Here is a 24,801-nt window from a genome sequence, read left to right as displayed (position 1 = left end):
TTCGGATAGAGGGGAGACTTCTTGAGCGATTTGAAGGGGGCTACTGAAACAGCGGGGGGCTAGGCGGGCTTCTTCTGGTTCAGAGATTCGTAAAGTGCGATCTGCTCGGCGCTGGACAGCTTTTTCCTGGGCTTTTGCTTGCCCAGGCACATCCTGCACCGGTCGTCGGAACACCACTGGCAGAAGCTGCAGTCGGGGCAGGGATGCTTCTTGCAGTCGTGAGCACACTCTTTCTTTTCTTCCATAGTACCGTTCACCATGGTTGTCACTGAAAAGCGGCGCCGGCCTCATCGCCGTGCGCCGCTTTTCTTGTGCGGTTTAGTACACCACGTTCCTCTTGGGGGCGGTCCCCTCGACGATGCGGGCGAAGGACTTGCCCTGGTCGGCGTTGATCAGCAGGTAGCGCGGCAGCTTCATAGCTGTGTCGTTGGGGCCAGCGTGATGCGCCTCGATGGTGAAGGTCGCCACGTAGCCCGCCTCGGCGGCTCTCTTGAGCAGGTAGTCGTCGTAGATGCCGAACGGCCAGGCCAGCAGGTCCACCTTGGTCCCCAGCTTCTCTTCCAGCTTCGCCTTGGACTTCTTGAGCTGGGTCTGCACCGACTTCTCGAACTCGGCCGGAGCCATCTTCTTCTTGTCGTGCCTGAAGTTGGGATGCCAGAAGGTGTGCGACTGGATGTCGAAGCCGTTCTTCTGCAGGGTTTTCAGCTGTTCCCAGGTCATGGCGTACTTGGCGTTGGAGATGGCCGATGGGTACACGAACACGGTCACCGGGATGTTGTACTTCTTGGCCAGCGGCAGCATGTCACTGTACACGGACTTGTGCGCGTCGTCCTCGACGATAACCACCGATTTCGGTGCGGGGGCGGGACCCTTCTTCAGGTAGTAGTCCACCAGCTTCCTGAGCGGGATCACGGTATAGCCGTTGTCCCTGAGGTACTTGAGGTGTTCCTCGAAGACCGAGGTTTTGATGGTCATGCCATCGGCCACGGTGGGGCCGAAGCGGTGGTACAGCAGTATGGGGACGTGGACCCCCTGGCTGGCGGCGGGCTGGGCCGACTTGGCGGTCGGGGTGACGGCCTGCGCGCCCGGTACGGCCAACAGGGCGACGGCGAGGAGCAGGAGCAGGATGCGATACTTCATCGGTACAAAACCTCCGGTTGATTTTCGAACACCCCAACATACCAGAAAGCGCAGAAATGTGAAACGCAGAATGCGTGATGAAAAGTAAGCAACGGGCTGGATCGCCGGCAGGGTGGTAGAATTCTCCAGTTCCAATTCCGTGTAAAGGAGGAAGATATGACTTCATACCAGCTCAAGTGCCCCGCGTGCGGCACCGTGAACCGCATCCCCGCCGACAAGGAGGGGGTGGCCGGGACCTGCGGTAACTGCCGCGCCAAGCTCCCGCCGCTCTACAGTACGCCCCGCGCGCTCCACGACGCCGACTTCGACGCCTTCCTCGCGGCCTATCCCGGCCCGGTGCTGGCGGAATTCTGGGCCCCCTGGTGACCGCACTGCGTCTCATTCGCACCGGCGGTGCGAAAGGTGGCGGCACTCCTTGCCGGGGAGGCGGTGGTGGTCCAGGTCAACACGGATGAGAGCCCGGCGCTGGCGGGGCGCTTCGGGGTGCGCGGCATCCCGGTGCTGCACCTCGTGCGCAAGGGCAAGTCGGTCGATCAACTGGCCGGGGCCCAGTCGGCAGAAGCGGTGGTGGCCTGGTTCCGGCGCTTGCAGTCAAAGTGATGCCGCTTATGGCATAGATCGTCATGGCGCTCATTGACAGCGGCTCGGTGTTTGGCAGAATTGGTGTCTGACATTATAATGAGAAACCGGAGGTGGCAATGACGAGGGACCAACTTCAGATCCTTGAGAATCAACTGGTGGCCAACTGTCAGTACAAAGGCGTTCAGACCACCTTGCACAAGTTACTGGAGAGTCTCTACGAGGGAAAAACCCTCGACGCCATACTCGCTGAGATGCTGGAGTGAAATGACTAACCAACTGCAACGAAGACCAACCATACGGCGCCAGCTGTCCGTCCTGGTCGCCGCCTGCGTCCTGCCGGTCTGGCTCATCGCCGCCGTCATGGCACGGCACGCTTACGTCTCCAAGCTTGACCAGGTGAGCGGCGACCTGCTCGAAAACGCCCGCGCCATGACCATGGCGGTGGATCGTGAACTGGCCAGCGTCCAGGCATCCCTCAGCGCCCTGGGCAGCTCCCCATCCTTCAAGCAACGTGACTTCGTTGCGCTGCACCAGCAGAGCAAGGACATCCTCAAGCACTATCCCGGCGCCGACATCATCGTTGCCGACATCACGGGGCAGCAACTGGTGAACACCTACCGTCCCCTGGGGAGCAAGCTCCCCAAGCGCAGCAACCTCGACACCGTGAGTCGTATCTTCCAGGACAACAAGCCCGTCGTCAGTAACCTCTTTTACGGCGCGGTCACCAAGCGGCCGGTGATCGCCATCGACGTGCCGGTGGTCATCGACGGCGTTACCGCCTACGACCTTTCCATGTCCTTTCCCTCCGAGGTGTTCTCCTCGGTGCTGCAAAATCAAAACGTCTTCAAGGACTGGTACGGTACCGTGGTGGACGGCAACGGCGTGATCACCGCCCGTACCAGCAACCTGGACAAGTTCGTGGGCAAAAAACTGACCGGGGACCTGCGCACCGCCCTGGCGCGCTCCAACGAGGGAACGCTGCTCATTACCACCACCAAGGGGGGGACCACCTTTTCCGCCTTTTCCAAATCTTCCTTCTCCGGGTGGACCGTGGCGGTCGCGGTTCCCGCCGATGTCGCACTGGCCCAAATCTACAGCTGGGTGGGCTGGGCGGTAGGGGTCGGCGTAGCCGTATCGCTCCTGGGGATCCTGTTTGCCTCCTGGCTCGCCAACCGGATCGCTCACGACATCCAGTCGCTGGTGCAGCCGGCGCTCGCCATCGGCAGCGGCGAGGTCGCGCCGGCGGTCGCCACCGATTCCAAGGAGACCGCGGAACTGGCCGAGGCCCTGGTGCAGGCTTCGCAACTGCTGCAGCGCCGTGCCGCGGAAAGGGATCAGGCCGAACGGCAGCTCTCCCTCACCATCGTCGACCTGCGCCGCGAAACGGAGGAGCGTAGCCGGGCCATGGAGGAGGTGCGCCGGCAGGAACAGCTGCTCATCCAGCAAAGCCGCCAGGCCGCCCTGGGGGAGATGGTGGGCAACATCGCCCACCAGTGGCGCCAGCCGTTGAATGCGCTGGGGCTTTTGGTACAGCAGCCCCTCCTGTTCCACGAACTGGGGCAGCTGGACCGGGAGTTTCTCGAGGGGCACGTCGCCAAGTCCATGGCGATCGTGCGCCACATGTCGCAGACCATCGACGATTTCAGGAACTTCTTTAGGCCCGACAAGGAGAAGCTGCGCTTCAAGGTGGCCGACGAAGTCGCCAAGGTGCTGTCGCTGGTCGATGGCAGCCTGCAGTCCCTGGGGGTCTCCCTCAAGGTGCAGCAGGAGGGGGATCCCGTCATCGAGGGATACCCAAACGAATTCGCCCAGGTACTGCTCAACATCCTGATCAACGCCCGCGATGTCATCGCCGAGCGTGCTGTGGCCGCTCCCGCGGTGCAGGTCTGCATCGCGGACCATGAGGGACGGGCGGTGCTCACGGTGACCGACAATGCAGGGGGGATCCCGGAGGAGATCATGACGCGGATCTTCGACCCCTACTTCACCACCAAGGGGCCCCAGGCCGGGACCGGGGTCGGACTGTTCATGTCCAAGACCATCATAGAAAAAAACATGGGGGGAGTGCTTACCGCGTGCAACGTGGACGGCGGCGCCCAATTCAGGATAGAGGTATAAGATGGCTACCATAATGCTTGTCGAAGACGATCGTGACACCCTGGACATACTCTCCGTCGTACTGCGGCGCAAATACGGCGACCTGCAGCTGTACACCGCCGAGAACGGCAGGCAGGGGGTGGACCTGTTCAAGGAGCGGAACGCCGACATCGTGATCACCGACGTCAACATGCCCGAGATGGGGGGCGTCGCCATGGTGCAGGCCATCAGGGGGATCAGGCCGCAGGTGCAGTTCATCTTCATCACCGCGGATGCCGGAAGGGCAACCCTGGAGCACTCGGTTGGTGCGGGATTCCAGCTCGACCACTACATCGAAAAACCGGTCGACTACCGCGACCTGTTCTCAGCCATAGATCAGTCGCTGGCAAAGGTACTGGCTATGCAGTCGGCCCCAGCTGCCGGCACTGAAGTAAAGCCGCACCGGCCAGCGTTATAAAGGGAGATGGATAACGAAAAGTGTACAAGCGCCGGCGCAGGTTGTATACTTATCCGCGATTACCCTGAAGTGACCTGCTGCTATGAAAGAGACCTGCCACACAAGGAGGACGTCCATGAAAAAGAACCTACTCGCTATCCTCGTTCTGTCTTTGCTTGCACTTCCCGCCGTCGCCATGGCGACGCCCCCCCGTCCCGGCCCCTACGTCTCCGGCTTTATCGGGTTAACCGTTCCCGAGACCGTCAATGCCACCAGCTTCGACGGGAGCACCACCTATAACGACCGCATCAAGTTCGATCCCGGCCTGAACGTCGGGGGGACCTTGGGCTACGACTTCGGCATGATGCGCCTTGAAGGGGAGATTTCCTACAAGGATCTGCAGTTGAACAGGGTGAGCGAAAGTGGCGGCCCCATTTACCGAATCGAGGACGGCAACGTCGACACCACCGCCTTCATGGCCAACGTCTTCTTCGATATGCACAACAACACCCCCATCACTCCCTACGTCGGTGGCGGCATAGGCTTTGCCTCTTTGCACATGAACGATGTCGTCAGCCGTGACGGGACCTTCCTGTATGGCTCCGACGACCAGGTGGCATTCGCCTACCAGGCCGGGGCCGGCCTGGAGGTCGCCCTGAATCGGCAGCTTTCTCTCGACCTCGCCTACCGCTACTTCGGCACCTCGCAGGTCTCCTTCATCGACACCGAGTTCGAGGTCCAGACCCACAATGCGACCGTGGGGCTGAGGTTCAAGTTCTGACCGGACACATGACGGGGCAGCCATGAATGATGTCAATGCTCACAACCAGGAACTGGAGCGGCAAAACCAACAGCTGCTGGATGCCTACGCCGAGCTGGACCGGGTCCTGGCCCAGTACGCGGAGCTGTACGACTTCGCACCGGTGGGCTACCTTACCATTGGGGAAGGGCGGCGCATCGTAAAGGTCAACCTGACCTGCTGCACCCTTTTGCAACGGGACCGGGTGGTCCTGCTGGGGAAGGATTTCCTGGAGCTGGTCACCAAGGAGGATCGCCCGGCCCTGCTCGACTACCTGGAAAGGATTTTCTGCTGCAGCGACGGCGTCGAGTGCGAGGTGCGGCTGCACAACGGCACGCCGGTCCGGCTGGAGTCTGCCGTTTCCCAACAGCAGCGTGAGTACCGCATCGTCATGCTGGACGTGAGTCGGCAGAAGCTGGTCGAGGGCGCCTTGCGGGAAAGCGAGAAGCGTTTCAAGTCCTTGGTGGAGGTTACCTCCGATCTGGTCTGGGAGGTGGATGCCAAGGGAGTCTACACCTACGTCAGCCCCAAGGTGTTCGACCTGCTCGGCTACACCCCAGAAGAGGTGGTGGGGAAGACGCCCTTCGACTTCATGCCGCGGCACGAGGCCGACCGGTTGCTCATGATCTTCGCCGAGTTAACCGCGCGCCAGGAGCCGTTTCACAACCTCGAGAACGTCAACGTTCGCAAAGACGGCAACGAGGTGCTGCTCGAGACCAGCGGCGTCCCCATCTTCGACGGTAACGGTGTCTTTTGCGGTTTCCGCGGCATCGACCGGGACATCACCCTGCGCCATTCCCCCAAGCGGCAAAACTAGCGCACGGTCCCTCCCTTTACGGCCTACGGGAAAGGCTAGGTCTTTATGGCCTGGCCTTTTTACGTGGCGCAGCCAGCGCAACGGCGCAGGCACCAGCAGCATTATTGCTATGTAATCAACAGATTGTGTGGTATTTTGGCCGCTCTCGAGAGACCCCCGCCTCTGTGGGGCGCAGGTTCCGCAGCAGGCGCAGGCAACAAAGCTGTCCAAGGGCACCGTTGGCACGTAGACCGGCAGGTAGTGGTCCCGTCCAGGCTTCCTGGTGGCGCTACCCTTAATGGTGGTTGTTTATGTACCGGTTTGGCAACATGGCGGCGCCGCTGCTTACGTGCTTCGCGACACTGATAGCAACGCTTTACTGGGCCGCCCCCCGCGTAGTCCTGGAGCCGACCGCGCTCCTTCCCTTCCTGAACACCATTTTCCTTGCCCTGATCCCTTGTATCATCGTGTTTGTCTCCACGAGGCTCTTCCTGGCCGTCGGCCGCCTGCCCATGCTCATGCTCGGGTGCGGCATGCTGGCGTTGGGAGGAGCCGGGGCGGTCTCCGGGTGGTTCATCGGCCAGGCCGACGGCCCCAACATTACAGTCACCATCTACAATAGCGGCGCATTGCTTAGCGGGCTGTTGCTCATGGCCAGCGCTGTCGTTTCGCTGCGTGATCCCAAGGAGACCCCGCCACGGTTTCGGCTCCCTCTGATCCTGGCCGGCTACCTCGCCGTCGCCCTGGTCTCTGGCGGTATCGTTGCTGCCGCTGTCACCGACCTGGCGGCCCCCTTCATCGTGCAGGGGGAGGGCGCCACCTCGACCGGCAGGGCGGTACTGGCCGCCGCCATCGCATGTTACGCCGCCACCGCCGCGCTGTCGCTGAGGCAGTACCTGCAGACCCGGTTGGAACAGGTACGCTGGTACGCCACCGGGCTGGCGCTGTTCGCCACCGGGTTGACTGGCGTGCTGCTGCAGAAGTCGGTTGGGAGTCCCATCGGGTGGGCCGGGAGAACGGCTCAGTACACGGGCGGGATCTGCATCCTGGTCGGCGTGCTTACCTTCTGGAGGTCCATCCTCAGCACCGGCCGCCCCATCGCCGAGGCCTACGGCGAGGCATCCCGCAGGCGCATCAGCGAACTGGAGCAGATGAACGCCCAACTGCAGCGGGTCGTTGCTGAACAACAGATGACCCAGAAGGCGCTGCAGGAAAACCGCATGCTGTTGGTCAACATCATCAGCGGCACCTCCGACGCCATCTTCGCAAAGGACCTGCTCGGGCGCTACACGCTGTTCAACGCCGCGGCCGAACGGGTCGTGGGCAAGGGGGCGGCCGAGGTACTGGGCCAGGACGACGGCTTCCTGTTCTCGCCGGAAGAGTCCGCAGCGGTGATGGCCTGCGATCGCAGGGTGGTCGAGTCCGGGGTGGTCAACACCTACCAGGAAGTTGTAGCCGACGCGTCCGGTCGGATCGTCACCTTCCTTTCCACCAAGGGCCCCCTCTTCGATGCCGCCGGGGCATCCTCCGGCCTGTTCGGCATATCGCGCGACATCACCGACCTCAAGCAGGCGCATGATGAGCTGGACAGGGTGTTGCAGGAGCAGAGCATTATCCTGGAGAATGCCCCCATCGCCATATTCAAGATCGTGGACAGAAAACAGGTGTGGCTTAACCGCAAGGCGGAGGAACTGTTCCAGTATACGAAGAAGGAGATGGAGCTGCAGACCACACGCAAGCTCTACCCGTCGGATGAGGCGTATGAAAAACTGGGGCGGGACGCCTATCCTGTCCTGGCCCAGGGATTGCCCTTTGAAACGGAGCAGGAACTGATCAGAAAGGACGGCGCGCGGCTGCGGGTCAGGTACGTCGGCAAGGCCATCAACCCCATGGACCTGTCCCAGGGGACCCTGTGGCTCCTGGAGGATGTGACCGAGCGCAGGGTGATGGAAGAGGCACTGCGCGAGGGGGAAAGGCTGTACCGTACCCTCCTGGAGAACGTGCCGGCGATCATTTACAACTACTCCATCAAGCGGGGCGGGCTTTTCTATTCTCCCCAGGTGGAGAGGGTTTTTGGTTACCCGCTGCAGGAGTTTTACAACGACCCGATGCTCTGGAAGAACTCTTTGCACCCCGATGACGTCGGCAAGATCGAAGCGATCATCGCGGGAATACGGGACCAGGGACAGGGGGAGCAACATGTCGAGTACCGCGTGCGCAACAGCGACGGTGCCTGGATCTGGCTGCACGACGCCTTGATCAAACCCGAGGTCGCCGGCGACGACACCGTCATCTTCGGCATTGCCCAGGACATAACCGAGCGCAAGAACCTCCAACTGAAACTTACCGAGAGCGAGCTCAAGTTCCGCAACCTGGTCATGAACGCCCCGTTCCTGGTCACCAACGTCGACCGTGCCGGCAACATCGAGTTCATCAACAGGTGCTCGGAGGGGTTCGATCCGGAAACGGTCATCGGAACCAGCTCCTACGACTACCTGGCCGGCGAGAGCACGGAGATCTACCGCGCCGCACTGGAGCGGACCTTCGAGCAGCAGACCCCGCAACGGATCATCGTGTCGGGGCTCGGTGACAACGGCACTACGCGCTGGTTCGAGACCGTGCTGGGGCCGCTGGTCACCGACGGCAGGATGGACTGTGCCATCCAGGTCACCATCGATATCACCGAGCGCAAGCTGGCGGAAATGGCCCTGGAGGACGCCCGCGACGAGCTGGAGCGCCAGGTCGCGTCGCGAACGGAATCGCTTACCGCGACCAACGCCCGGCTGCGCGCCGAGGTCGAGGAGCGCATGCGCGCCGAGGACCAGATCCTCGAGCACCAGAAGAAAATGGAGGCCCTGACCCAGGAACTCTCCCTCACCGAGGAGCGCGAGCGCGAGCGCATCGCCGGGGAGCTGCACGACCAGGTCGGGCAGCACCTCATCCTTGTGAAGCTCAAGCTGCAGTGGCTGGCCAACGAGTTGACCTCCAAGAGGGACATCACGTTAGCCGAGGAGATCGACAAGCTCCTGTCCCAGTCGATCCAGGACATCCGGTCGCTCACCTTCCAGTTGCGCCCCCCCATCCTCGCCAACGCAGGGCTGGGCGCGGCCATCAAGTGGCTGGCGGAAGAGCTGAGGGAAAACTACGGGCTCAACTTTGAACTGGTCGACGACCACTCCCCCCTGGCCCTCAGGTACGAGGTGCGCGCCTCCATCTTCCAGGCGGTGCGCGAGATCCTGTTGAACGTGGTCAAGCATGCACACTGCAGCCTGGCCCGCATCCGGTTGAGCAGCGACGAGGGGCGCATGCAGATCGAGGTCACCGACAACGGCACCGGTTTCGACCCGGCCGAGGTTGCCGCGAAAAAGAGCCGTACCGGCGGTTTCGGCCTGTTTAACGTGCGCAAGAAGATCGAGTACCTGGGGGGCGAACTCCGCATCGAAACGGAACTGGGGGTGGGGACGCGGGTGGTGGTCGCGGTACCCGCGGAACTGGCCGCCTCAGGAGAGGCACCAAAACCATAAGGGACAGTCCAACCAGCCTGCCGGGCGCCACAGCGCTGCTGGAATCGGCGCACGCGCCTCATCTATCTGACAGGAGTCACAGACATGAAAACACTCGAGTACGATGATCTAAATAGCCTGAGCGCCGAGGCGCGGCAGTCGCCACGCCAGCGCATGAACCGCAACCTGCACACCGACCTGGCTGACCCGGTACAGCGCCTGGCCATTGCCATGGAGCCCGGTACCTACATCCGTCCCCATCATCACCGGCACACCTGGGAGGTTCTGACCCCGCTGCGGGGCCGCTTTGTGGTGCTGACCTTTGATGATGGGGGTGTGGTGGTGGGACGTGCCGTGCTGGGGGAAGAGGCCTGCGTCGTGGAGATACCGGTAGGCGGGTGGCACGCCGTGCTTTCCCTCGATGCCGGGGGCGTCATCTTTGAGTTCAAGTGCGGACCCTACGTACCCTTCAAGGAGGAAGACTTCGCCGCCTGGTCTCCTGCCGCCGAGGATGACGCGCACCGTGAGCTGATGCGCTGGTTCCGCGATGCCGAGGTCGGGCAGCGCTGGCCCGGCCGCGGTTAGAGCGCCGGGCCCTGCAGGGCGACCGGCATGGCCCGGCCGGCCGTGTACCCCATGGACACCGCGCAGTCGGGGGCACCGGCACCGTACTCGGTGGCCGCCTCCGCCAGCGTCATGAAGCGCACGCCGCGCCCGGTCAGGCGGGTGAGCAGGTCTTTGAATGCGGGGGTGAGGGCCTTCCCCTCCAGTTCCGCATGGATGGTGTGCACGTTCAGCCCAGACCGCAGACGGCTTACGTAGATGTCGTTCACCGTGTCGGGACCGACCCCGTTCTCCCCGATCAGCTCGTCCATGGTGGGCCAGGTGGAAGGTACCTGCAGGGTCCCAAAGCGCCTGCCGTTCAACACCGGGTAGAAGGGGGACTCGCCCCTGGTGTCGCTGCAGTAGGCCAGGCCGAGCCCGTCCTGGACCTCAAGTGACGCGGCGCTCACGGTCCAGCCGGGGGCGGCGCAGGTGGCGGCGGGAGCGCCGAAGATCTCCTCGAAACTGGCCCGGGCGCGCCCGAGTTCCGCTTCGACCTGGTCGGGGGAGAGCCGGTGCAGGTGGTCGTGCCACTCCACGTGATCCCAGCAGTGGATACCGGTCTCGTGCCCGGCATCGCGCACGCTCCTGATCACCTCGGAGAGCTCCTTGCCGATCATCGGCGCGGGGAGCACGGTCCCGTAGAGCATGGTCTTCAAGCCGTACATGGCCGGCGCCTTGGTACGCAGCATCTTGGCCAGGAAGCCCTTGTGCAGCAGGCGGCGCACGGCCTTGCCCGAGTTGTCGGGCCCGAGGGAAAAGTAGAAGGTGGCGCGGACCCCGAAGGCTTCTAGCAAGCGCAGCAGGTTCGGGATGCCGTCACGGGTGCCGCAGTAGGTATCGACGTCCACCTTGAGCGCTACGGTCTGTGGTTCGTACTGGTGCATGCTGTCTCCGCTTTCGGTCAGGTGAGGAGGGTGCCGGCGCACGGGGTCGTCTGCACGAAGTCCGCGGCGTCGAACTCCGCCGCCCCTTCGAGCTGCAGGCGGCGTAGTTCCAGCACGCCGCTGCCGGTACCTACCCGGAGAGGTTGCGTGGAGAGCACCCGCCCCGGCTCGCCCGTCCCCTCGACGGGGCAGGCCTGCCAGACCAGGAGCTTCTTCCCCTGCAACGTGGTGAAGGCACCGGGGTAGGGGTGGGTGACGCCGCGCACCAGGTTATAGATCTCCACTGCGCTCATGTTCCAGTCGATGCGGCCATCCTCGGGTTTGCGGCCACGGCAGTAGTTGCCGGCCGTGAGATCCATCGGGATGCGCGCCGCGGTCCCCGCCACCAGCTGCGGCCAGCTGCGCCGCAGCACCGTCACCGCGGCCTCGGTCACCTTGTTGAAGACGTCGAAGGCCGTATCCTCGAAGGCGATCTCTACCTGTTCCTGGTCCACGATCTCGCCGGCATCCGGCTTCTCCACCATGTAGTGCAGCGTGGCACCGGTGGCACGCTCTCCCTTGATTACCGCCCAGTTGACCGGCACCCGTCCGCGGTAGCGCGGCAGGTAGGAGCCGTGCAGGTTGAGGGCGCCGCGCGTGGCCAGCGACAGCACCTGCGGGGTGATCATGTTGCGGTAGTAGAAGGAGAGCAGGAAGTCCGGAGCGAGGTCCGCCAGCATGGCAAGGTTCTCCGTATCGTTGATGCTGCTGGTGATGCACGGGATGCCGTGGCGCGCAGCCAGGGCGCGCACCGACTGGAACCAGATCTCCTCGCCGGGGGAGTCCTCGTGGCTGAACACGAGACGGACGTCGGCGCCCTGCCGGAGCAGTTCCTCCAGGCAGCGGTAGCCGACGTTATGGTAGGCACAGACGACCACTTTATCCTTCATCGCTTCCTCCGTAGACCCTGCGTACCACGTAACGCGGTCTGTGCCGCACCTCCTGGTAGATCCTCCCCACGTATTCCCCCACGATCCCGATCCCGAAGATGGTGATGCCGATGAAGAAGAACAGGATGGCGAACAGGGTGAACACCCCTTCCACCTCGGCGCCGACCACGAAGCGCCTGACCAGCAGGAACAGGGCGAAGGCGAGGGCGCCCAGCGCGGTGACGATGCCGGTCAGGGCGAACAGCTGCAACGGCACCACGGAGAACCCGGTCATCAGGTCGAAATTGAGGCGGATCAGCTTGTAGAAGGAGTACTTGCTTTCTCCCTCGCTGCGCTCCGCGTGCGCCACCTCGATCTCGCTGGGGCTCGAGGCGAAGGTCTGCGCCAGGGCCGGGATGAAGGTACTCGTCTCGCGGCAGCGGTTGATGTTGTTCACCACGTTTCTGTGGTAGGCCCTGAGCATGCAGCCGTAGTCGGTCATCTTCATGCCGGTCATCTTGCGGGTGGTGATGTTGACCAGGCGCGAGGCACTCTTGCGGAAGACCGAGTCCTGGCGGTTTTGCCGGATGGTCCCCACCACGTCGTGCCCGTTCTCCATCTCCGCCACCAGCTTGGGGATCTCCTCGGGCGGGTTCTGCAGATCCGCGTCCAGGGTGACCACGATCTCGCCCCGGCTGATCTCGAAGGCGGCCATGATGGCCATGTGCTGGCCGAAGTTGCCGTTAAACTCGATTACCCGCACCTCGGGGTAGTCGTGCGCCAGGCGTTTCAGGATCTTCAGCGAACGGTCGCGGCTGCCGTCGTCGGTGAAGATGATCTCGAAGGGGCGCTTCATGCCGGTCAGTGCCGGGTAGAGGCGCTGCATCAGGTTGTCCAGGTTCCCTTCCTCGTTGTACACGGGAACCACGACGGAAAGGTAGGGTGTCATTTACGGTTCCTTGCTATCACGGTTTTCACTGCCTCGACCACGTCGCGGGCGTCGTCCTCGGTCATCTTGGGGAACAACGGCAGCGACAGTATCCGGTCGGAGGCGTAGTCGGCGTTGGGAAGCGCGTTTTCCGGTTGCGGCAGGTTGGCCTGGTACCAGGAATGGCGGTGCACTGCCTTGTAGTGCAGCCCGCTGCCGATGTTGAGCTCCTTGAGCTTGGCCATGAAACCGTCGCGGTCGATAGAGAGGTGCTCGATCTTAACCAGCGGGGTGTAGAGATGCCAGGCGTGGCGCTGGGGGTAGGGGGCGTATGCCGGGAGGCACAGTTCGGCGACGTCGGCCAGTTCCTTGTTGTAGAAGTGGGCGATCTCGGTGCGCCGGTCGATGAAGCCGTCCAGCTTGGGGAGCTGGTGGATGCCGATGGCGGCCTGGATGTCCATCATGTTGTACTTGAACCCGGGGAGCACGATGTCGTAGTTGGGGGTGCCGCTGGCGGCGAAGCGCTTCCACGCCTCGCGGCTCATGCCGTGGAACTTTAAGAGCGACACCTCTTCGGCGAGCGCCTCGTCCGGGGTGCAGACCATGCCCCCCTCACCAGTGGTGATGTTCTTATTGGGGTGAAAGGAGAAGATGGAGACGGAGTCGAGGGAGCCGATCTTGCGCCCCTTGTACTCGGTCCCGGCGGCGTGGGCCGCGTCCTCGATCACGGTGAGGTTGAACTCGCGCGCCAGCGCGAAGATCGGGTCCATGTCGCAGGGCTGCCCGGCAAAGTGCACCGGGATGATGGCCCGGGTGCGCGGGGTGATCTTCTCGCGCACACGGGTGACGTCCAGGTTGAGGGTGCCCGGCTCGATGTCGACCAGGACCGGTTTCAATCCGCACAGGACGCAGATGCTAACCGTGGAGGCGAAGGTCATCGGCGTGGTGATCACCTCGTCCCCCTCCTTGAACTTCAGGGCGAGCAGGGTCAGGTGCAGCCCGGCGGTAGCCGAGGAGAGGGGCACCGCGAAGGGAGCCCCCACATAGGCGCGGAACTCCTCCTCGAAGCGTTTCACCTTGGGGCCGGTGGTGATCCAGCCCGAACGTAAAGAGTCGACCACCTCGTTGATCTCGGCGTCCTCGATGGTCGGTGTGGAAAAGGGTAGAAATTCGCTGCGCACGTGGCCTCCGGAAGCTTACAAAAGGTGCTGGATGTGTTCCCGCTGCTCGATCAGGTAGAAGTCGAGGGTCTGTTTCAGGGCGTCGTCCACGGACGTGGTCGGCTCCCAGCCCAGGTGCTTCTTCGCGTTTTCCACCGAGGGGACGCGGGTCAGCATGTCCTGGTACCCCTTGCCGTAGTACTCGCCCGAGGTGACCTCGACGATGCGGCAGTTCTGGGCCTTGTCGCGGTAATCGGGATACTGTTGTACCAGTTCCAGCAGCTTGTGCGCCAGTTCTTTCACGGAGAGGTCGTTGCTGGGGTTGCCGATGTTGAAGATCCGGGCGTCGGCGCAGCCGTCGCGGTTCTCGATGATGCGCATCAGGCAGTCGATGCCGTCCTCGAGGAAGGTGAAGGAGCGGCGCTGCTCGCCGCCGTCCACGAGCTGGATCGGGTCGCCGACCAGGATGTTGTAGAGGAACTGGGTCAGCACGCGGGAGCTCCCTTCCTTGGCGGTGCTGATCGAGTCCAGCTTGGGGCCGATCCAGTTGAAGGGGCGGAACAGGGTGTAGCGCAGACCCTCGTGGGCACCGTAGGCGTAGATGACCCGGTCCAGCATCTGCTTGGCACAGGAGTAGATCCAGCGCTCCTTGTTGATCGGGCCCAGCATGAGCGGCGAGTTCTCCTCGTTAAATTCGCGGTCCGGGCTCATGCCGTAGACCTCGGAGGTGGACGGGAAGATAACGCGCTTGTTGTACTTGGCGCAGAGGCGGATCACCTTGAGGTTTTCCTCGAAATCGAGCTCGAAGACCCGCAGCGGGTCCTTGACGTAGGTGATCGGGGTGGCGATGGCCACCAGCGGGAGCACCACGTCGCACTTCTTGATGTTGTATTCGATCCATTCCTTGTTGATGGTGATGTCGCCTTCGAGGAAGTGGAAACGCTCATGCCCCATGGACCGTTCCAGCTTGTCGCAGGCCATGTCGAGGCCGTAGACCTCCCAGTCGGTGGTGGTCAGGATGCGGTGGGTGAGGGCGTTGCCGATGAAACCGTTCACGCCGAGGATCAGTACCTTCATGTGTCTCTCCTTAACTGCTGAGTAGCCTCCGGTCGCCAGGTGCGCCGGAGCCGTATAGTTATCTGTTGCTTACCAGGTAGTGTTTGGAACTCTGCCACAGGATGTGCGGCGGGGTAGCGCTCTCCCTCGAGAGATCCGCCAGGTATTCCTTCACGATCATAGCGTACACGGGCTTGGGTCCGTTCCACAGGGTGCGGAAGCCGTCGCGATTCAAGAACCAGGCAGACTGGTCGCCGATCTTGCTGCCGAACTCGATCTCTCCCTGCCCGTCGAAGATGACGCAGCGGCGCTGGGCATAGAAGCTCAGTCCCTGGCGCAACCCCTGGCTCACCAGCACCGCGTCCGGGCCGGCCAGCTTTTTCACGATCTCTCCCGGTTCGCGGTACGATTTGCGCTCCACGAACAGCGGAAAGACGATGTGGGGCGCGGCCAGAAAGAGGAGGATGGAGCCGGCCAGGAGACCGACGAAGAGCTGCCGCGGGTCTCTGCGCTTCACGGCTGCCAGGCCAACTGCTCCCTGTATGACGAATATCGAGCCGATGACGAGCCCCCCGACCGGCGACACGAGCGGTCGGTGCATCACCAGCGGGTAGAGCATCCCCCCGCACCCAAGGACGCACAGCGCACCGCAGAACACGATGGCGGGGCGGCGCAGCGGGAGGAAATCACCGTTGAAGGCGCGGTCGAACACCCCGGCGATCAGGATGGCCAGCGCCGGGTACACCGGCAGGATGTAGGCGGGCAGTTTTGAATTGGATTTCGAGAAGAACGCGAAGATGATGATGGCCCACAGCGCGAGGTACAGGCGCGCCTCCCCCCCGGGAAGTGACCGGTTGCGCCAGAAATTGCGCAGCGCAGGCAAGATGAAGAAGGACCAGGGGATCATGAAGCCGATCAGGATGGGGACGAAGTACCAGATCGGCTGGTAGCGACCGTGCACCTTGGTCAGGAAGCGCTCGAAGTGTTCGTGAATGAAGAAGAACTGGAAGAACTCCGGGTTGCGCTGGCACACCAGCACGAACCAGGGTGAGGCCACCGCGAAGAACACCAGGAGCCCGGTGACCAGGCGCATCTCCTTCAGGATGCGCCAACGGCGGGTCAGCACGATGTGCCAGAACACGACCGCACCCGGAAGGACCATGCCGATCAGCCCCTTGGCCAGCACCGCGAGGGCGGCGAAGATGTAGAAGAGGTAGTAATAGCCGGGTCTGGGCTGGTCGGCATCGCGCGCAGCGAGGATGTAGCTCCCCAGTGCAACGGTCACGGTGAAGGTGAGCGGTATGTCGGTGATGTTGATCCTGGACTGGATCAGGAACCCCGTGCATCCGCCGAGGATCAGGGCCGCGAGCAACCCGGTCCGTCGGCCGAAGAGCTCGCGTCCCAGGTGATAGCTGAACAGCACCGTGCCGAGGCCGCTCAGGGCGCAGGCCAGCCGGGCGGTGAATTCGCTGATGCCGAACAGGTAGAAGGACGCCGCGTTCAGCCAGTACAGCAGCACCGGCTTCTCGAAGTACTTCACGTAGTTGAGCATCGGGGTGATCAGGTCGCCGCGCTCCAGCATTTCCCGCGGGATCTCGGCGTAGCGCGTCTCGTCCGGGTCGATCAGGGGGAAGTGGCCCAGGAGTTGGAGAAAGAGCAGCCCGAACAGTACGGTGAGCAGCACTAGATCCCGGCGCCGCGATTCGTGCGACCGGGTCAGGTAGTCCAGTTGAAGTGGCATGCGGATGGCTCTCCCAGAGACTGCTTCGTCATGAGACGACGGGTGTAATCAGTAAACGGTCGCTCATAGTAGAGTAATGCGCATTACCTCTATATGACATGTATATGACAATACTGTCATAAATTGAGAAAATGGTGGATTCTGAAGGTAAAAGAAGTTGTTGCTATTGGGGGGGGGTGTGCGTAATGTTCGTAACGGAGAAGCTGCGAGTACTGATGAGGAGTATTAGCGGAAATTAGTTGTTGATGGGAGGTAAAAAAAAGGCCAAGTCGATTGACTTGGCCTTGGTTGTTTGCATGGTGGGCGATACTGGGTTCGAACCAGTGACCCCTGCCGTGTGAAGGCAATTATTTACAAAAAGCTGGTAAACAACGGTAAAAGATGGTGAACGTGAAATACGTGTAAAATCAGTGTGATATTGCTGTTTCCATGTTCGCAGTTGTTTACTGTAATCCCCTATGATATATTCATGGTGTGCGCTATGTGTGCGCTGTGAAAAAGGGGGGCGGCATGAAAGCCAAAATAGGCGTCGAACTTCTGAGGGGCAAGCAGACCAAGGCAGGAGAGAAGAAGTTTGAAATATGGGATACCGAACTCAAAGGCTTCGGACTCATTGTGTACCCTGACATAGTGAAGCCCGATGGCAGGGTGGAACCAGGCGGCAAGATATACGTCGCAAGATACCGGCTGGCTAATGGCAAACAAACCATGGCCAGGATCGGGCGCCATACCTTGTTCACTCCCGCACAGGCCCGAGACGAAGCCGAGAAGATCCTTCGCATGGTCAAAGACGGGGTCGACCCTGCAGCAGAAAAAAAGACCGCCAAACAGCACACCTTCAAATCCTTCCTCGATGACGTGTACGCTCCATGGGCCGAAGCCAACCAAAAGGACGGCAAAGCGACTGTCAACCGCCTAAGAAACTGCTTTGCAGAATTTTTAAGCACCGACCTGATAAACCTCACTGCCTGGAACGTGGAGAAGTGGCGGACCCGCCGGTTAAAGGAAGGCTTGAAACCCTCCACCGTCAACCGGGATCTTACCGCTTTAAAGGCGCTGGTTTCCAAGGCCGTCGAATGGAAGGCGTTGCAGGACCATCCCCTTTCCAAAGTGAAGCCTTCAAAGGTCGATGACGGCTCACGAGTGCGGTTTTTATCCAAGGACGAAGAGCAAAACCTTATGAGGGTTCTTGACGAACGCGAGACCAGGGCCAGGGCAGAGCGTAGCAACGCAAACCAATGGCGGAGAGACAGAGGCTATCCTCTTTTCCCTGACTTGGCCGCGGCATCCTTTGCCGATCACCTCAAGCCGATGGTTCTTGTTTCCCTCAATACCGGCTTGCGCTGGGGCGAACTCGTATCATTGACATGGGAAAAAGTGGACCTCGACCGGGCATTGATAACCGTTGGTGGCCAGACGGCAAAGAGCGGGAAAACCAGATACATCCCTCTCAATTCGCCGGCATTGGATGCCTTGGCCGGTTGGAAAAAGCAATCCGCGGGAACCCTGGTGTTTCCAGGCCGAAAAGGTGGAGTCCTCGACAATGTCAACAAAGCCTGGGGGGCCGTCCTCGAAGCCGCCGGCATCGCGGACTTCCATTGGCACGACATGCGCCACCACTTCGCCAGCAAGCTAGTCATGGCTGGGGTGGATCTCAACACAGTACGCGAATTGTTGGGCCATTCCGACCTGAAAATGACACTGCGGTACGCGCATCTTGCACCCGAGCATAAGGCCGCGGCCGTCGCCAAATTGGTGAGGTAAAAATGAGTAAATTCGTGATGGTGAAAAACTTGGCTGAGTTGGATGATTTGGGCCTGAGAAATTTCTACCATGTAACTGATTTATTAAGTAATGATGGGTTTCCTACCGCTACTTTGTATAATGCTCTTGGCAAATTGCTAGTAGGAAAACCGGTGATTGCAGGGTTTTTAGGCATAAGTGAAAAAACTTTGAAAAGATATTTGAACCAAGATCATAAACTAAATACTATCCCAATAGTGCGCGAACCACACAGGTGTTTGTCTACAACCAATATTTTATTGCTTTGGCTCATTGAATTAGAACTAAATAAAATAGATGAAACTTTGGTTGAAAAAGCAAGGTGCATTGTTACTGCACAACATCTAAGAGTCAGCTTAGAACATTTCATGGAACACTACATATACGGTTCACAATACCGAATAGAACCTAACAATAATAGGCTTAGGACTAGAAAATATTATAAAAAAACAGTAGATAGAGTAGTTAGCCTCGTCAGATTGAAGTCAATAATCGCTTTGACGATAGAAAAATAGTTGTCCACTTTTACACCGACTCCCCCTCAAAAAATACCAAAATTGTCCCCACCTACAGCTTTCGCTTAACATGATATCAAGCAGTTACACTTGGTGCATGTTTCATTTACTTCTCTTATCCAGTTTGATACCTGAAGCACCTCAGGTGTATTCCTATGACCAACAATCAACAACGAGTCATGGGGGTATTTCTATGTCACACATATCAACCAATCTCACCGCAGCAACCAATCCCAGAAATGACCAACCGGCGATCGGCAGGCGTGGGCTCTCCGAGGAGGAAGCTGCGCACTACCTTGGAATTTCTCGGGCCTCCCTCCGTCAAGGCCGTATGGAGGGGCGCCGGGCAAACAGGCTACCGCCTCCGCCTTTTGTCAAACTGGGGCGGAAAATCCTTTACCTCAAAGACGATCTCGACCAGTGGCTCGAAGCGAACCGGCACACCGCGTAAGCAAACCGGCCCAGCGCCGGAAATCCGCCCCTTGAGGGCACACTAGGAGGACACGAGGATGAGTAAAGAAGAAAGGGACGGAAAAATGGAACGGATTAGCCAAGGAATCAAGAACCTGAACTGCAGGCAGCGGCTAGAACTGTTGGAGCACCTCGTAAACCTCTGGAGTACGGACGACAGCTTGTCCGATAACGTTGCACTCCGCGCCGAGATCGTGAAGACCAGGAGGCATCTTACCAGGATGGCACTGAAAGAAGCAGCATAAACCCAAAACAAAGGCCACGTCGCGAGAAGTCGCCGTGCTGCGCACACGCGTGGAAAAGGAGGACACTTGTACCCTGCAATCAATGACCGAGATATGAAACGCGCGGCTGTGATCAAGGCAGCCGGCCACCCCGTCACCATCTTCAAACTCTGTAGTCCCCGCTGCACCGCATCATACGAGTCTAGTCCCCCAGTCAGGAAGCTCCTTGAAGCCTACGAGTCCGGCCAGGTGCTCCCCATCCCCCCGAAGAAGATCATGCAAGCTTATGGTGAGATCATGGGCCAGTGCAAGGACCTCAAACAGGGGGCGTTATGAGCGAACCCCTCATGCGCGCTGCGCTCTCTGTGGCTTTCATCACCAAGCCAGTGCGGAGACAACAGCTTTTTTCGCTGGTCCCCCGCGGAACTTTCAAAGGGGATGCCATCTATTTCCGGCTCGCCGCGTACTTTGCCAAAGACACAGAAGACCGCAGCATTGACGAAATAGTGGAAGGCGCGGGTTTAGACCCCATCGCCGTCTCAATACTCACTGAGGAAGAACACACCTACAGGCCCCTGTCGGATTATCTAGTCCGGTTGCTGGGCGCTCGACTGACGGAAGCAACCAACGCTGGCCAAAGTTTGGTCCCTTGGGCAACTGCTATTACCAGGATAAGCGAATTGGCCCGTGCTGACCAAACTGGGGCCACAATTTGGCCTGACCCAGTCGACCTGGTACAACTGTCCCAATCCGAGCCGTATCCCCAAAAGTTCATCATGAAAGACTGGCTGCCATGTGGATATGCGACTCTCTTTGCCGGGCATGGTGGCATAGGCAAGTCCGCATTGGCCTTGGTCCTTGCCGTGTGCGTCGCCCTGGGGCTACCCTTCTTTGGCTTACAGGTAGAACGCAGGCGCGTGTTGTACCTGTCGTGCGAAGATCGGGAAGGTGTGCTGCATTGGCGCCTCAACAGGATCTGTTCTTACCTTGGGATCCAACTGGCAGACCTAGCCGGCAAACTCGACGTGTTGGACCTTGTGGGGCGCGAAAGTATCCTCTACCAGCCAGGACGCAACGCCCATCCCCTCACCGACGCTTACCGCCACCTGGCCAAAATGATCCAGGACCACGCCTCCCAAGTTCTTTTTGTCGACGGGATCAGCGACACGTACGACGGCAACGAAAATGCCCGGGCTGAGGTCAAAGCCTACATCAACGCACTCCTGGCGCTTATTCCGCCCGAAGATGGGGCCGTTGTGTTGGTCGGCCATGTGTCGAAGCCTGCTGCCGGCCAAAGGACAACAGAGGGCTATTCTGGCTCCACAGGCTGGCATAACTCCGTCCGTGCCCGCTGGTATCTCTTCCCGGAAGCTAAACGCGAAGAAGGGGGTGGCCCGGAGCGCACCGGGGATCTGATTCTCGAGCTGCAAAAATCCAACTTGGGACCGACAGACGGGGCAATGCGTTTCAATTGGGACGTCGAAGCGGGGATGTTTGTGGGCACTGTCGACCAGGGCGAAAGCCACTTCGACAGGAACTACAGAGAGCGTGAGGAGCAGGCTGGCATAATGGCTGCGCTCATAGCGGCGACGGGCCCGGTGCCTGCGGCGACGTCAGGCCAGCGGACTGCATATCATGTGCTCTCAGTGCAAGACGAATTCCCCCAAAGTCTGCTGGGCGGGAACACCGAAAGAAAGCGTTTTTGGAAGCATGTGGAGCGGTTGCGGGCAATGGGAGAAATAACTGAAGACTACATTACCCGCGCAGACCGTCACAAGGTACGGGTGCTGACACCCAAAAGCCTGGATTCATCAGCATGCGGGCATGCGGGCAATGTTGAATATCAGATAGCACCGCACAATGGCCGCACCCCGCTTTGCGGGCATGCGGGCAATGCCGCAGGGGGGTATAAGGGGGGTCCCGCACCCGCACAGTGTCCCGAAACTCCCAAGGAGGAACAGCTCACATGGAACTGAAAGACAGCCTACCCCTCCCCGCGACCGATCAAGACCAGAACTTTATGGCCAACCTGCTCGAGGCGGTGAAGAAGAAGCGCGGGGAAGCAACAGGCGGCCGACGAACCTACACCCCATCGAAGGAGGGAAGTGAATGAGCAAGATCGTCAACCTGGAAGAGAGGCGCAAGCCGGCGGATCAACCCGTCACCAACGAGCTGCTGTACCACATGGCGTGCATCGACGCCATTGTGGCGCTGCAGGGAGGCAACCACGACAAGGCCCAGGCGACCCTGTTCGGCATGCTTGATGATCTGGAAACGGCCATGGCGGGCGGGGAACTGTAGGGGCGGGGTCAAGTCCTTGCGGCCCGCGTTTTCGGAAACCGCGCCAAGTCTCACTCAGCCAAAATTTTCCTCTTTGATTTTAACATCTATAATTTTAAATAGTTACACAGCTAAATCAAAGAAAAATCAAACGTGAAGGAGAAATCAAATATGTGCGGCAAACGCCTAGCGATGAACACCAGAAAGACCGCGGAATATCTCGCCTGCAGCACCTCATACGTGTACCGGCTCTTCAATGACGGGGTGCTTGACGGCTTCCGCCTGGGGGGCCGTAAGGGCGTGAGGATCTACGTCGATTCAGCCGAGGCTTTCATCATGGACCACGAAAACGAAAAATAAATTGTCGCTATTCTCCACATTCTCCACAGCGTCGCCGGAACAAGAGGCCGCTATGTTACCGTGCTAGTCAAAAGGAGGAGCACTCATATGTTAAACATTTCCCGCGCAAAATCGAAACTCGTTGGCCAGGGTGCAGACCCCGGGCACCTTTCCGCTGTGGTTGACGCCCTCAAGGGCGCTGGCATGTTGCCGACTCATGACGACATCCCCCTCAACGCCAAAGAGACGGCAACCCTGCTGATCGGGGCCACCTCGCCGGACCCGGCAAACGCTGCCCAGCATGTTCTTGTGTATGGCGGGCTTCAGGGTGAGCTGGGGCTCTTCGGAATCTCGCTGCAGTACATACTCGGCGCCGAGCCGTCACGTATTGCTGTCACCTCCGTGAGGATCTGCCAGGACTTTCCGCTGGCCAGGATCGAGTACGCCGACAGTGACCTTCAGGAATTCACCGCGGTTTCCTTCATCGGCAAAGGGCTGCGCCAGGAAGTGGTGATCTCCGGTGGCCTGATCACCTCGCTGGCAATGGGGCTGAAACATGACACGGTGGCCGGCTGGCGCGGCGAGGACTTCCAGAAACAACTCCAGGAGGTGTGCCATGAGCTCCAAGAGGCGCAGAAACACGGTTAAAGCAAAGTGGGCTTATCGGCACAGCAAGGCAAAAGCAGAAGCTTCTAGAAACAGGCTCACAGCGGGATGCTGGTGGGAACGCGGAAGGAAGCCCAGCGGGATGCTGGAAAAGGCCGGAGCCAAGCGGCAGCACCAATAGCAGTTATCCCAACTCAAACGGACCGTTGAGAAACGGACCTGGCTACGGACGTAGCAAAGGATCACTAAATGAACAAGGAATATTTTGACGAACTCAACGCAGCGGTCACTGAATTCAAAGAGGTTCACCAAGCCGAGGTCGCAACCCTCAAGACCCGCCTCGACGAGATCGAGGCCAAGGGCAACAGGCCGGCAGCTGGCGTCCCCGCTGAAAACAGCAAAACCAACCCCGAGCACACCAAGGCCTTCTTGGCCTCCATGAGGACCGGCAGGTTTACCGCCCTCTCCGAGTTCCAAAACTCCATGAGCGTCGGCAGCGATCCCGACGGCGGCTACGCGGTCCCGTCGGAACTCGGCAACCAGATCCTGCTCCTGGCCCGCAACGCCACTCCCATGCGCTCCGTCGCCAACGTGATCACCGTTTCGACCCCGAACTACACCCAGCTCGTCTCGACCGGGGCGCCGGCTTCAGGCTGGGTCGGGGAAACGCAGGAGCGGCCGGAGACGGGTACTCCCACCCTCAAAGCCCTCACTCCTTTTTGGGGTGAGATCTATGCCAACCCGGCAGTCACCCAGCAGCTCCTGGACGATGCCGGCTTCGATATGTCCGGCTATCTCACCAACCAGGTTGCCCTTGAGTTCGCTGGCCAGGAAAACACCGCCTTTACCAATGGCGACGGCCTACTGAAGCCGAAAGGGATTCTCGCCTACCCGACTGCAGCGACCGCCGATGCGACCAGGCCATTCGGGACCATACAGCACATCGTCTCTGGCGACGCCAACGGCTTTGTGGCCGCTTCTGCTACTGTCTCGCCTGCAGACTGCCTGCTGAAGATGGTTCACGCCCTCAAGAGCGAGTATCTGCCCGGTGCTGTGTGGATGATGAACAGGCAAACTCTCGAGGCCGTCCGCGGTTTTAAAAACGCGGTGGAAGGCGACTACATCTACCAGCCGATGACAGCCGACAAGCCTGCAACGCTCTGGGGTTACAACATCGTTGTTAACGACGACCTCCCCAGCGTCGCGGCAAACGCCCTGGCGGTGCTTTTCGGCGACTTCAAGCGCGCCTATACCATCACCGACAGGATCGGGACTAGGATGATCAGGGACGACCTGACTAATAAGCCTTGGGTCCACTTTTACACAACCAAGAGAACCGGCTCCATGCTGGTCGACTCTAACGCTGTGAAGGCCCTCAAAATCTCGGCGTAAAGCTCGGGCGGGGCGCTCCCTGTGCTGGCCCCGGTCCTGAAAAGTGCAGCAAAGCCACGGACTCGGGGTTACGGGCGGCGTGGCCACATAAAGGCGGAACCGGAACCCCTCCCCGGCTCCGCCTTTTTTAATGCCCCCCACCAGGGTAAATCCCTGGGGGGCTGTTCCGCCTGACCGCGTGTGAGCCTACACTTGCACAAAACCAAGAAACCCTTTCAAAAATTCTGGAGGCCACATGGCAACCAAAGTACCTAAGCACCTGAGCAAGGAAGCGAAAGCCCAATGGAAACGGCTGCTCGACGAGTACGGCATCGAGGATGAAGCCGGGCTCCTGATCCTGCAGACCGGTCTCGAAGCATTTGACCGAATGAGACAGGCGCAAGCCGTCATAGCGGAAGAAGGGCTGACCGTGAAGGACCGTTTCGACCAGGCCAAGGCTCACCCCTTGACCACCGTGGAAAGGGACGCCAGGGCGGCAATGCTGGCAGCCCTGAAAGCTCTTAACCTCGACCTGGAACCCCTGCAGGATCGGCCGGGCCGCCCGGTGGGGAGGTAG

Annotated in this window: 28 protein-coding genes; 20 read left to right on the top strand and 8 right to left on the bottom strand. The window is 60.3% G+C overall.

All coding sequences use genetic code 11. The annotated features are described in order from the left end of the window. Window positions 1-59: 59 nt before the first annotated feature. A complete protein-coding gene (locus tag K7R21_RS08000) occupies window positions 60-245 on the bottom strand; it encodes a hypothetical protein (protein ID WP_224982746.1) in 186 nt (61 codons plus the stop codon). A gap of 73 nt (window positions 246-318) precedes the next feature. Then, entirely contained in the window at window positions 319-1,140 is an 822-nt protein-coding gene (locus K7R21_RS07995) for a polysaccharide deacetylase family protein (RefSeq protein WP_224982745.1), read from the bottom strand. Between the two features lie 156 nt (window positions 1,141-1,296). Here K7R21_RS07995 and K7R21_RS20685 point away from each other — a divergent pair, with 156 nt between their 5' ends. The 8 genes from K7R21_RS20685 (at window position 1,297) to K7R21_RS07950 (ending at window position 9,938) form a co-directional block, all read left to right on the top strand. Next, a complete protein-coding gene (locus K7R21_RS20685; RefSeq protein ID WP_263630535.1) occupies window positions 1,297-1,740 on the top strand; it encodes a thioredoxin family protein in 444 nt (147 codons plus the stop codon). A gap of 98 nt (window positions 1,741-1,838) precedes the next feature. Continuing rightward, complete coding sequence (locus K7R21_RS07980; protein WP_224982742.1) at window positions 1,839-1,985, top strand: hypothetical protein; 147 nt, start codon at window positions 1,839-1,841, stop codon at window positions 1,983-1,985. A gap of 1 nt (window position 1,986) precedes the next feature. Further along, window positions 1,987-3,840: a sensor histidine kinase gene (locus K7R21_RS07975; RefSeq protein WP_224982741.1), complete on the top strand. Its 1,854-nt coding sequence runs from the start codon at window positions 1,987-1,989 to the stop codon at window positions 3,838-3,840. A 1-nt stretch (window position 3,841) separates the two neighbouring features. Continuing rightward, window positions 3,842-4,276 (top strand): response regulator, encoded by a 435-nt coding sequence (locus K7R21_RS07970; protein ID WP_224982740.1) that lies wholly within the window; start codon window positions 3,842-3,844, stop codon window positions 4,274-4,276. A gap of 115 nt (window positions 4,277-4,391) precedes the next feature. Continuing rightward, window positions 4,392-5,036 (top strand): outer membrane protein, encoded by a 645-nt coding sequence (locus K7R21_RS07965; RefSeq protein WP_224982739.1) that lies wholly within the window; start codon window positions 4,392-4,394, stop codon window positions 5,034-5,036. 22 nt (window positions 5,037-5,058) lie between these two features. Further along, the gene (locus K7R21_RS07960) at window positions 5,059-5,871 is read left to right on the top strand and encodes a PAS domain-containing protein (protein WP_224982738.1); all 813 of its coding nucleotides are present in this window, start codon (window positions 5,059-5,061) and stop codon (window positions 5,869-5,871) included. Window positions 5,872-6,161: 290 nt separating this feature from the next. Beyond that, the gene (locus K7R21_RS07955) at window positions 6,162-9,374 is read left to right on the top strand and encodes a PAS domain-containing sensor histidine kinase (protein ID WP_224982737.1); all 3,213 of its coding nucleotides are present in this window, start codon (window positions 6,162-6,164) and stop codon (window positions 9,372-9,374) included. Window positions 9,375-9,458: 84 nt separating this feature from the next. After that, entirely contained in the window at window positions 9,459-9,938 is a 480-nt protein-coding gene (locus tag K7R21_RS07950; RefSeq protein WP_224982736.1) for a WbuC family cupin fold metalloprotein, read from the top strand. Here K7R21_RS07950 and K7R21_RS07945 read toward each other — a convergent pair. From K7R21_RS07945 to K7R21_RS07920, 6 genes are read right to left on the bottom strand one after another with little or no spacing between them, the layout of a single operon-like run. Continuing rightward, on the bottom strand, window positions 9,935-10,843 hold the full coding sequence (locus tag K7R21_RS07945) for a 4-deoxy-4-formamido-L-arabinose-phosphoundecaprenol deformylase (RefSeq protein ID WP_224982735.1): 909 nt from the start codon (window positions 10,841-10,843) through the stop codon (window positions 9,935-9,937). The two genes, K7R21_RS07950 and K7R21_RS07945, sit on opposite strands and share 4 nt — an antisense overlap. Window positions 10,844-10,860: 17 nt before the next feature. Continuing rightward, entirely contained in the window at window positions 10,861-11,772 is a 912-nt protein-coding gene (locus tag K7R21_RS07940) for a formyltransferase (protein ID WP_224982734.1), read from the bottom strand. Next, window positions 11,762-12,700 (bottom strand): glycosyltransferase, encoded by a 939-nt coding sequence (locus K7R21_RS07935; protein ID WP_224982733.1) that lies wholly within the window; start codon window positions 12,698-12,700, stop codon window positions 11,762-11,764. Before K7R21_RS07935 ends, K7R21_RS07940 begins: the two co-directional genes overlap by 11 nt. Further along, a complete protein-coding gene (locus K7R21_RS07930; protein ID WP_224982732.1) occupies window positions 12,697-13,860 on the bottom strand; it encodes a DegT/DnrJ/EryC1/StrS family aminotransferase in 1,164 nt (387 codons plus the stop codon). Before K7R21_RS07930 ends, K7R21_RS07935 begins: the two co-directional genes overlap by 4 nt. A 15-nt stretch (window positions 13,861-13,875) precedes the next feature. Continuing rightward, the gene (locus K7R21_RS07925; protein ID WP_224982731.1) at window positions 13,876-14,916 is read right to left on the bottom strand and encodes a bifunctional UDP-4-keto-pentose/UDP-xylose synthase; all 1,041 of its coding nucleotides are present in this window, start codon (window positions 14,914-14,916) and stop codon (window positions 13,876-13,878) included. 58 nt (window positions 14,917-14,974) lie between these two features. After that, window positions 14,975-16,636, bottom strand: a complete 1,662-nt coding sequence (locus tag K7R21_RS07920; protein ID WP_224982730.1) for a phospholipid carrier-dependent glycosyltransferase — start codon at window positions 16,634-16,636, stop codon at window positions 14,975-14,977. A gap of 510 nt (window positions 16,637-17,146) precedes the next feature. On the opposite strand from K7R21_RS07920, the gene K7R21_RS07915 reads away from it, so the two are divergent. From K7R21_RS07915 to K7R21_RS07860, 12 genes are all read left to right on the top strand, one after another. Next, the gene (locus K7R21_RS07915) at window positions 17,147-18,400 is read left to right on the top strand and encodes a site-specific integrase (RefSeq protein WP_224982729.1); all 1,254 of its coding nucleotides are present in this window, start codon (window positions 17,147-17,149) and stop codon (window positions 18,398-18,400) included. A 2-nt stretch (window positions 18,401-18,402) separates the two neighbouring features. After that, window positions 18,403-18,933 (top strand): hypothetical protein, encoded by a 531-nt coding sequence (locus K7R21_RS07910; protein ID WP_224982728.1) that lies wholly within the window; start codon window positions 18,403-18,405, stop codon window positions 18,931-18,933. Window positions 18,934-19,003: 70 nt separating this feature from the next. Continuing rightward, window positions 19,004-19,384, top strand: coding sequence for a helix-turn-helix domain-containing protein (locus K7R21_RS07905; RefSeq protein WP_318248334.1), 381 nt, complete (start codon window positions 19,004-19,006; stop codon window positions 19,382-19,384). 58 nt (window positions 19,385-19,442) lie between these two features. Further along, entirely contained in the window at window positions 19,443-19,649 is a 207-nt protein-coding gene (locus K7R21_RS07900; RefSeq protein WP_224982726.1) for a hypothetical protein, read from the top strand. A 93-nt stretch (window positions 19,650-19,742) separates the two neighbouring features. Next, entirely contained in the window at window positions 19,743-19,964 is a 222-nt protein-coding gene (locus K7R21_RS07895; protein WP_224982725.1) for a hypothetical protein, read from the top strand. Further along, a complete protein-coding gene (locus K7R21_RS07890; RefSeq protein WP_224982724.1) occupies window positions 19,961-21,604 on the top strand; it encodes an AAA family ATPase in 1,644 nt (547 codons plus the stop codon). The genes K7R21_RS07895 and K7R21_RS07890 overlap by 4 nt, the downstream gene beginning before the upstream one ends. After that, window positions 21,595-21,741: a hypothetical protein gene (locus K7R21_RS07885; RefSeq protein WP_224982723.1), complete on the top strand. Its 147-nt coding sequence runs from the start codon at window positions 21,595-21,597 to the stop codon at window positions 21,739-21,741. Before K7R21_RS07890 ends, K7R21_RS07885 begins: the two co-directional genes overlap by 10 nt. After that, window positions 21,738-21,929, top strand: coding sequence for a hypothetical protein (locus tag K7R21_RS07880; protein ID WP_224982722.1), 192 nt, complete (start codon window positions 21,738-21,740; stop codon window positions 21,927-21,929). The genes K7R21_RS07885 and K7R21_RS07880 overlap by 4 nt, the downstream gene beginning before the upstream one ends. Before the next feature lie 150 nt (window positions 21,930-22,079). Then, complete coding sequence (locus K7R21_RS07875; protein ID WP_224982721.1) at window positions 22,080-22,268, top strand: MerR family transcriptional regulator; 189 nt, start codon at window positions 22,080-22,082, stop codon at window positions 22,266-22,268. Between the two features lie 87 nt (window positions 22,269-22,355). Next, window positions 22,356-22,895: a hypothetical protein gene (locus tag K7R21_RS07870; RefSeq protein ID WP_224982720.1), complete on the top strand. Its 540-nt coding sequence runs from the start codon at window positions 22,356-22,358 to the stop codon at window positions 22,893-22,895. Between the two features lie 207 nt (window positions 22,896-23,102). Then, window positions 23,103-24,245, top strand: a complete 1,143-nt coding sequence (locus tag K7R21_RS07865) for a phage major capsid protein (protein WP_224982719.1) — start codon at window positions 23,103-23,105, stop codon at window positions 24,243-24,245. 235 nt (window positions 24,246-24,480) lie between these two features. Next, complete coding sequence (locus tag K7R21_RS07860) at window positions 24,481-24,801, top strand: phage terminase small subunit P27 family (RefSeq protein ID WP_224982718.1); 321 nt, start codon at window positions 24,481-24,483, stop codon at window positions 24,799-24,801.

Origin of the sequence: Geomonas agri (assembly GCF_020179605.1) — a bacterium.
In the GTDB taxonomy this organism is placed as follows: Bacteria; Desulfobacterota; Desulfuromonadia; order Geobacterales; family Geobacteraceae; genus Geomonas; species Geomonas agri.
Note: the sequence above shows the minus strand (reverse complement) of the source record. Positions and strands in the feature narration are given on the sequence as shown.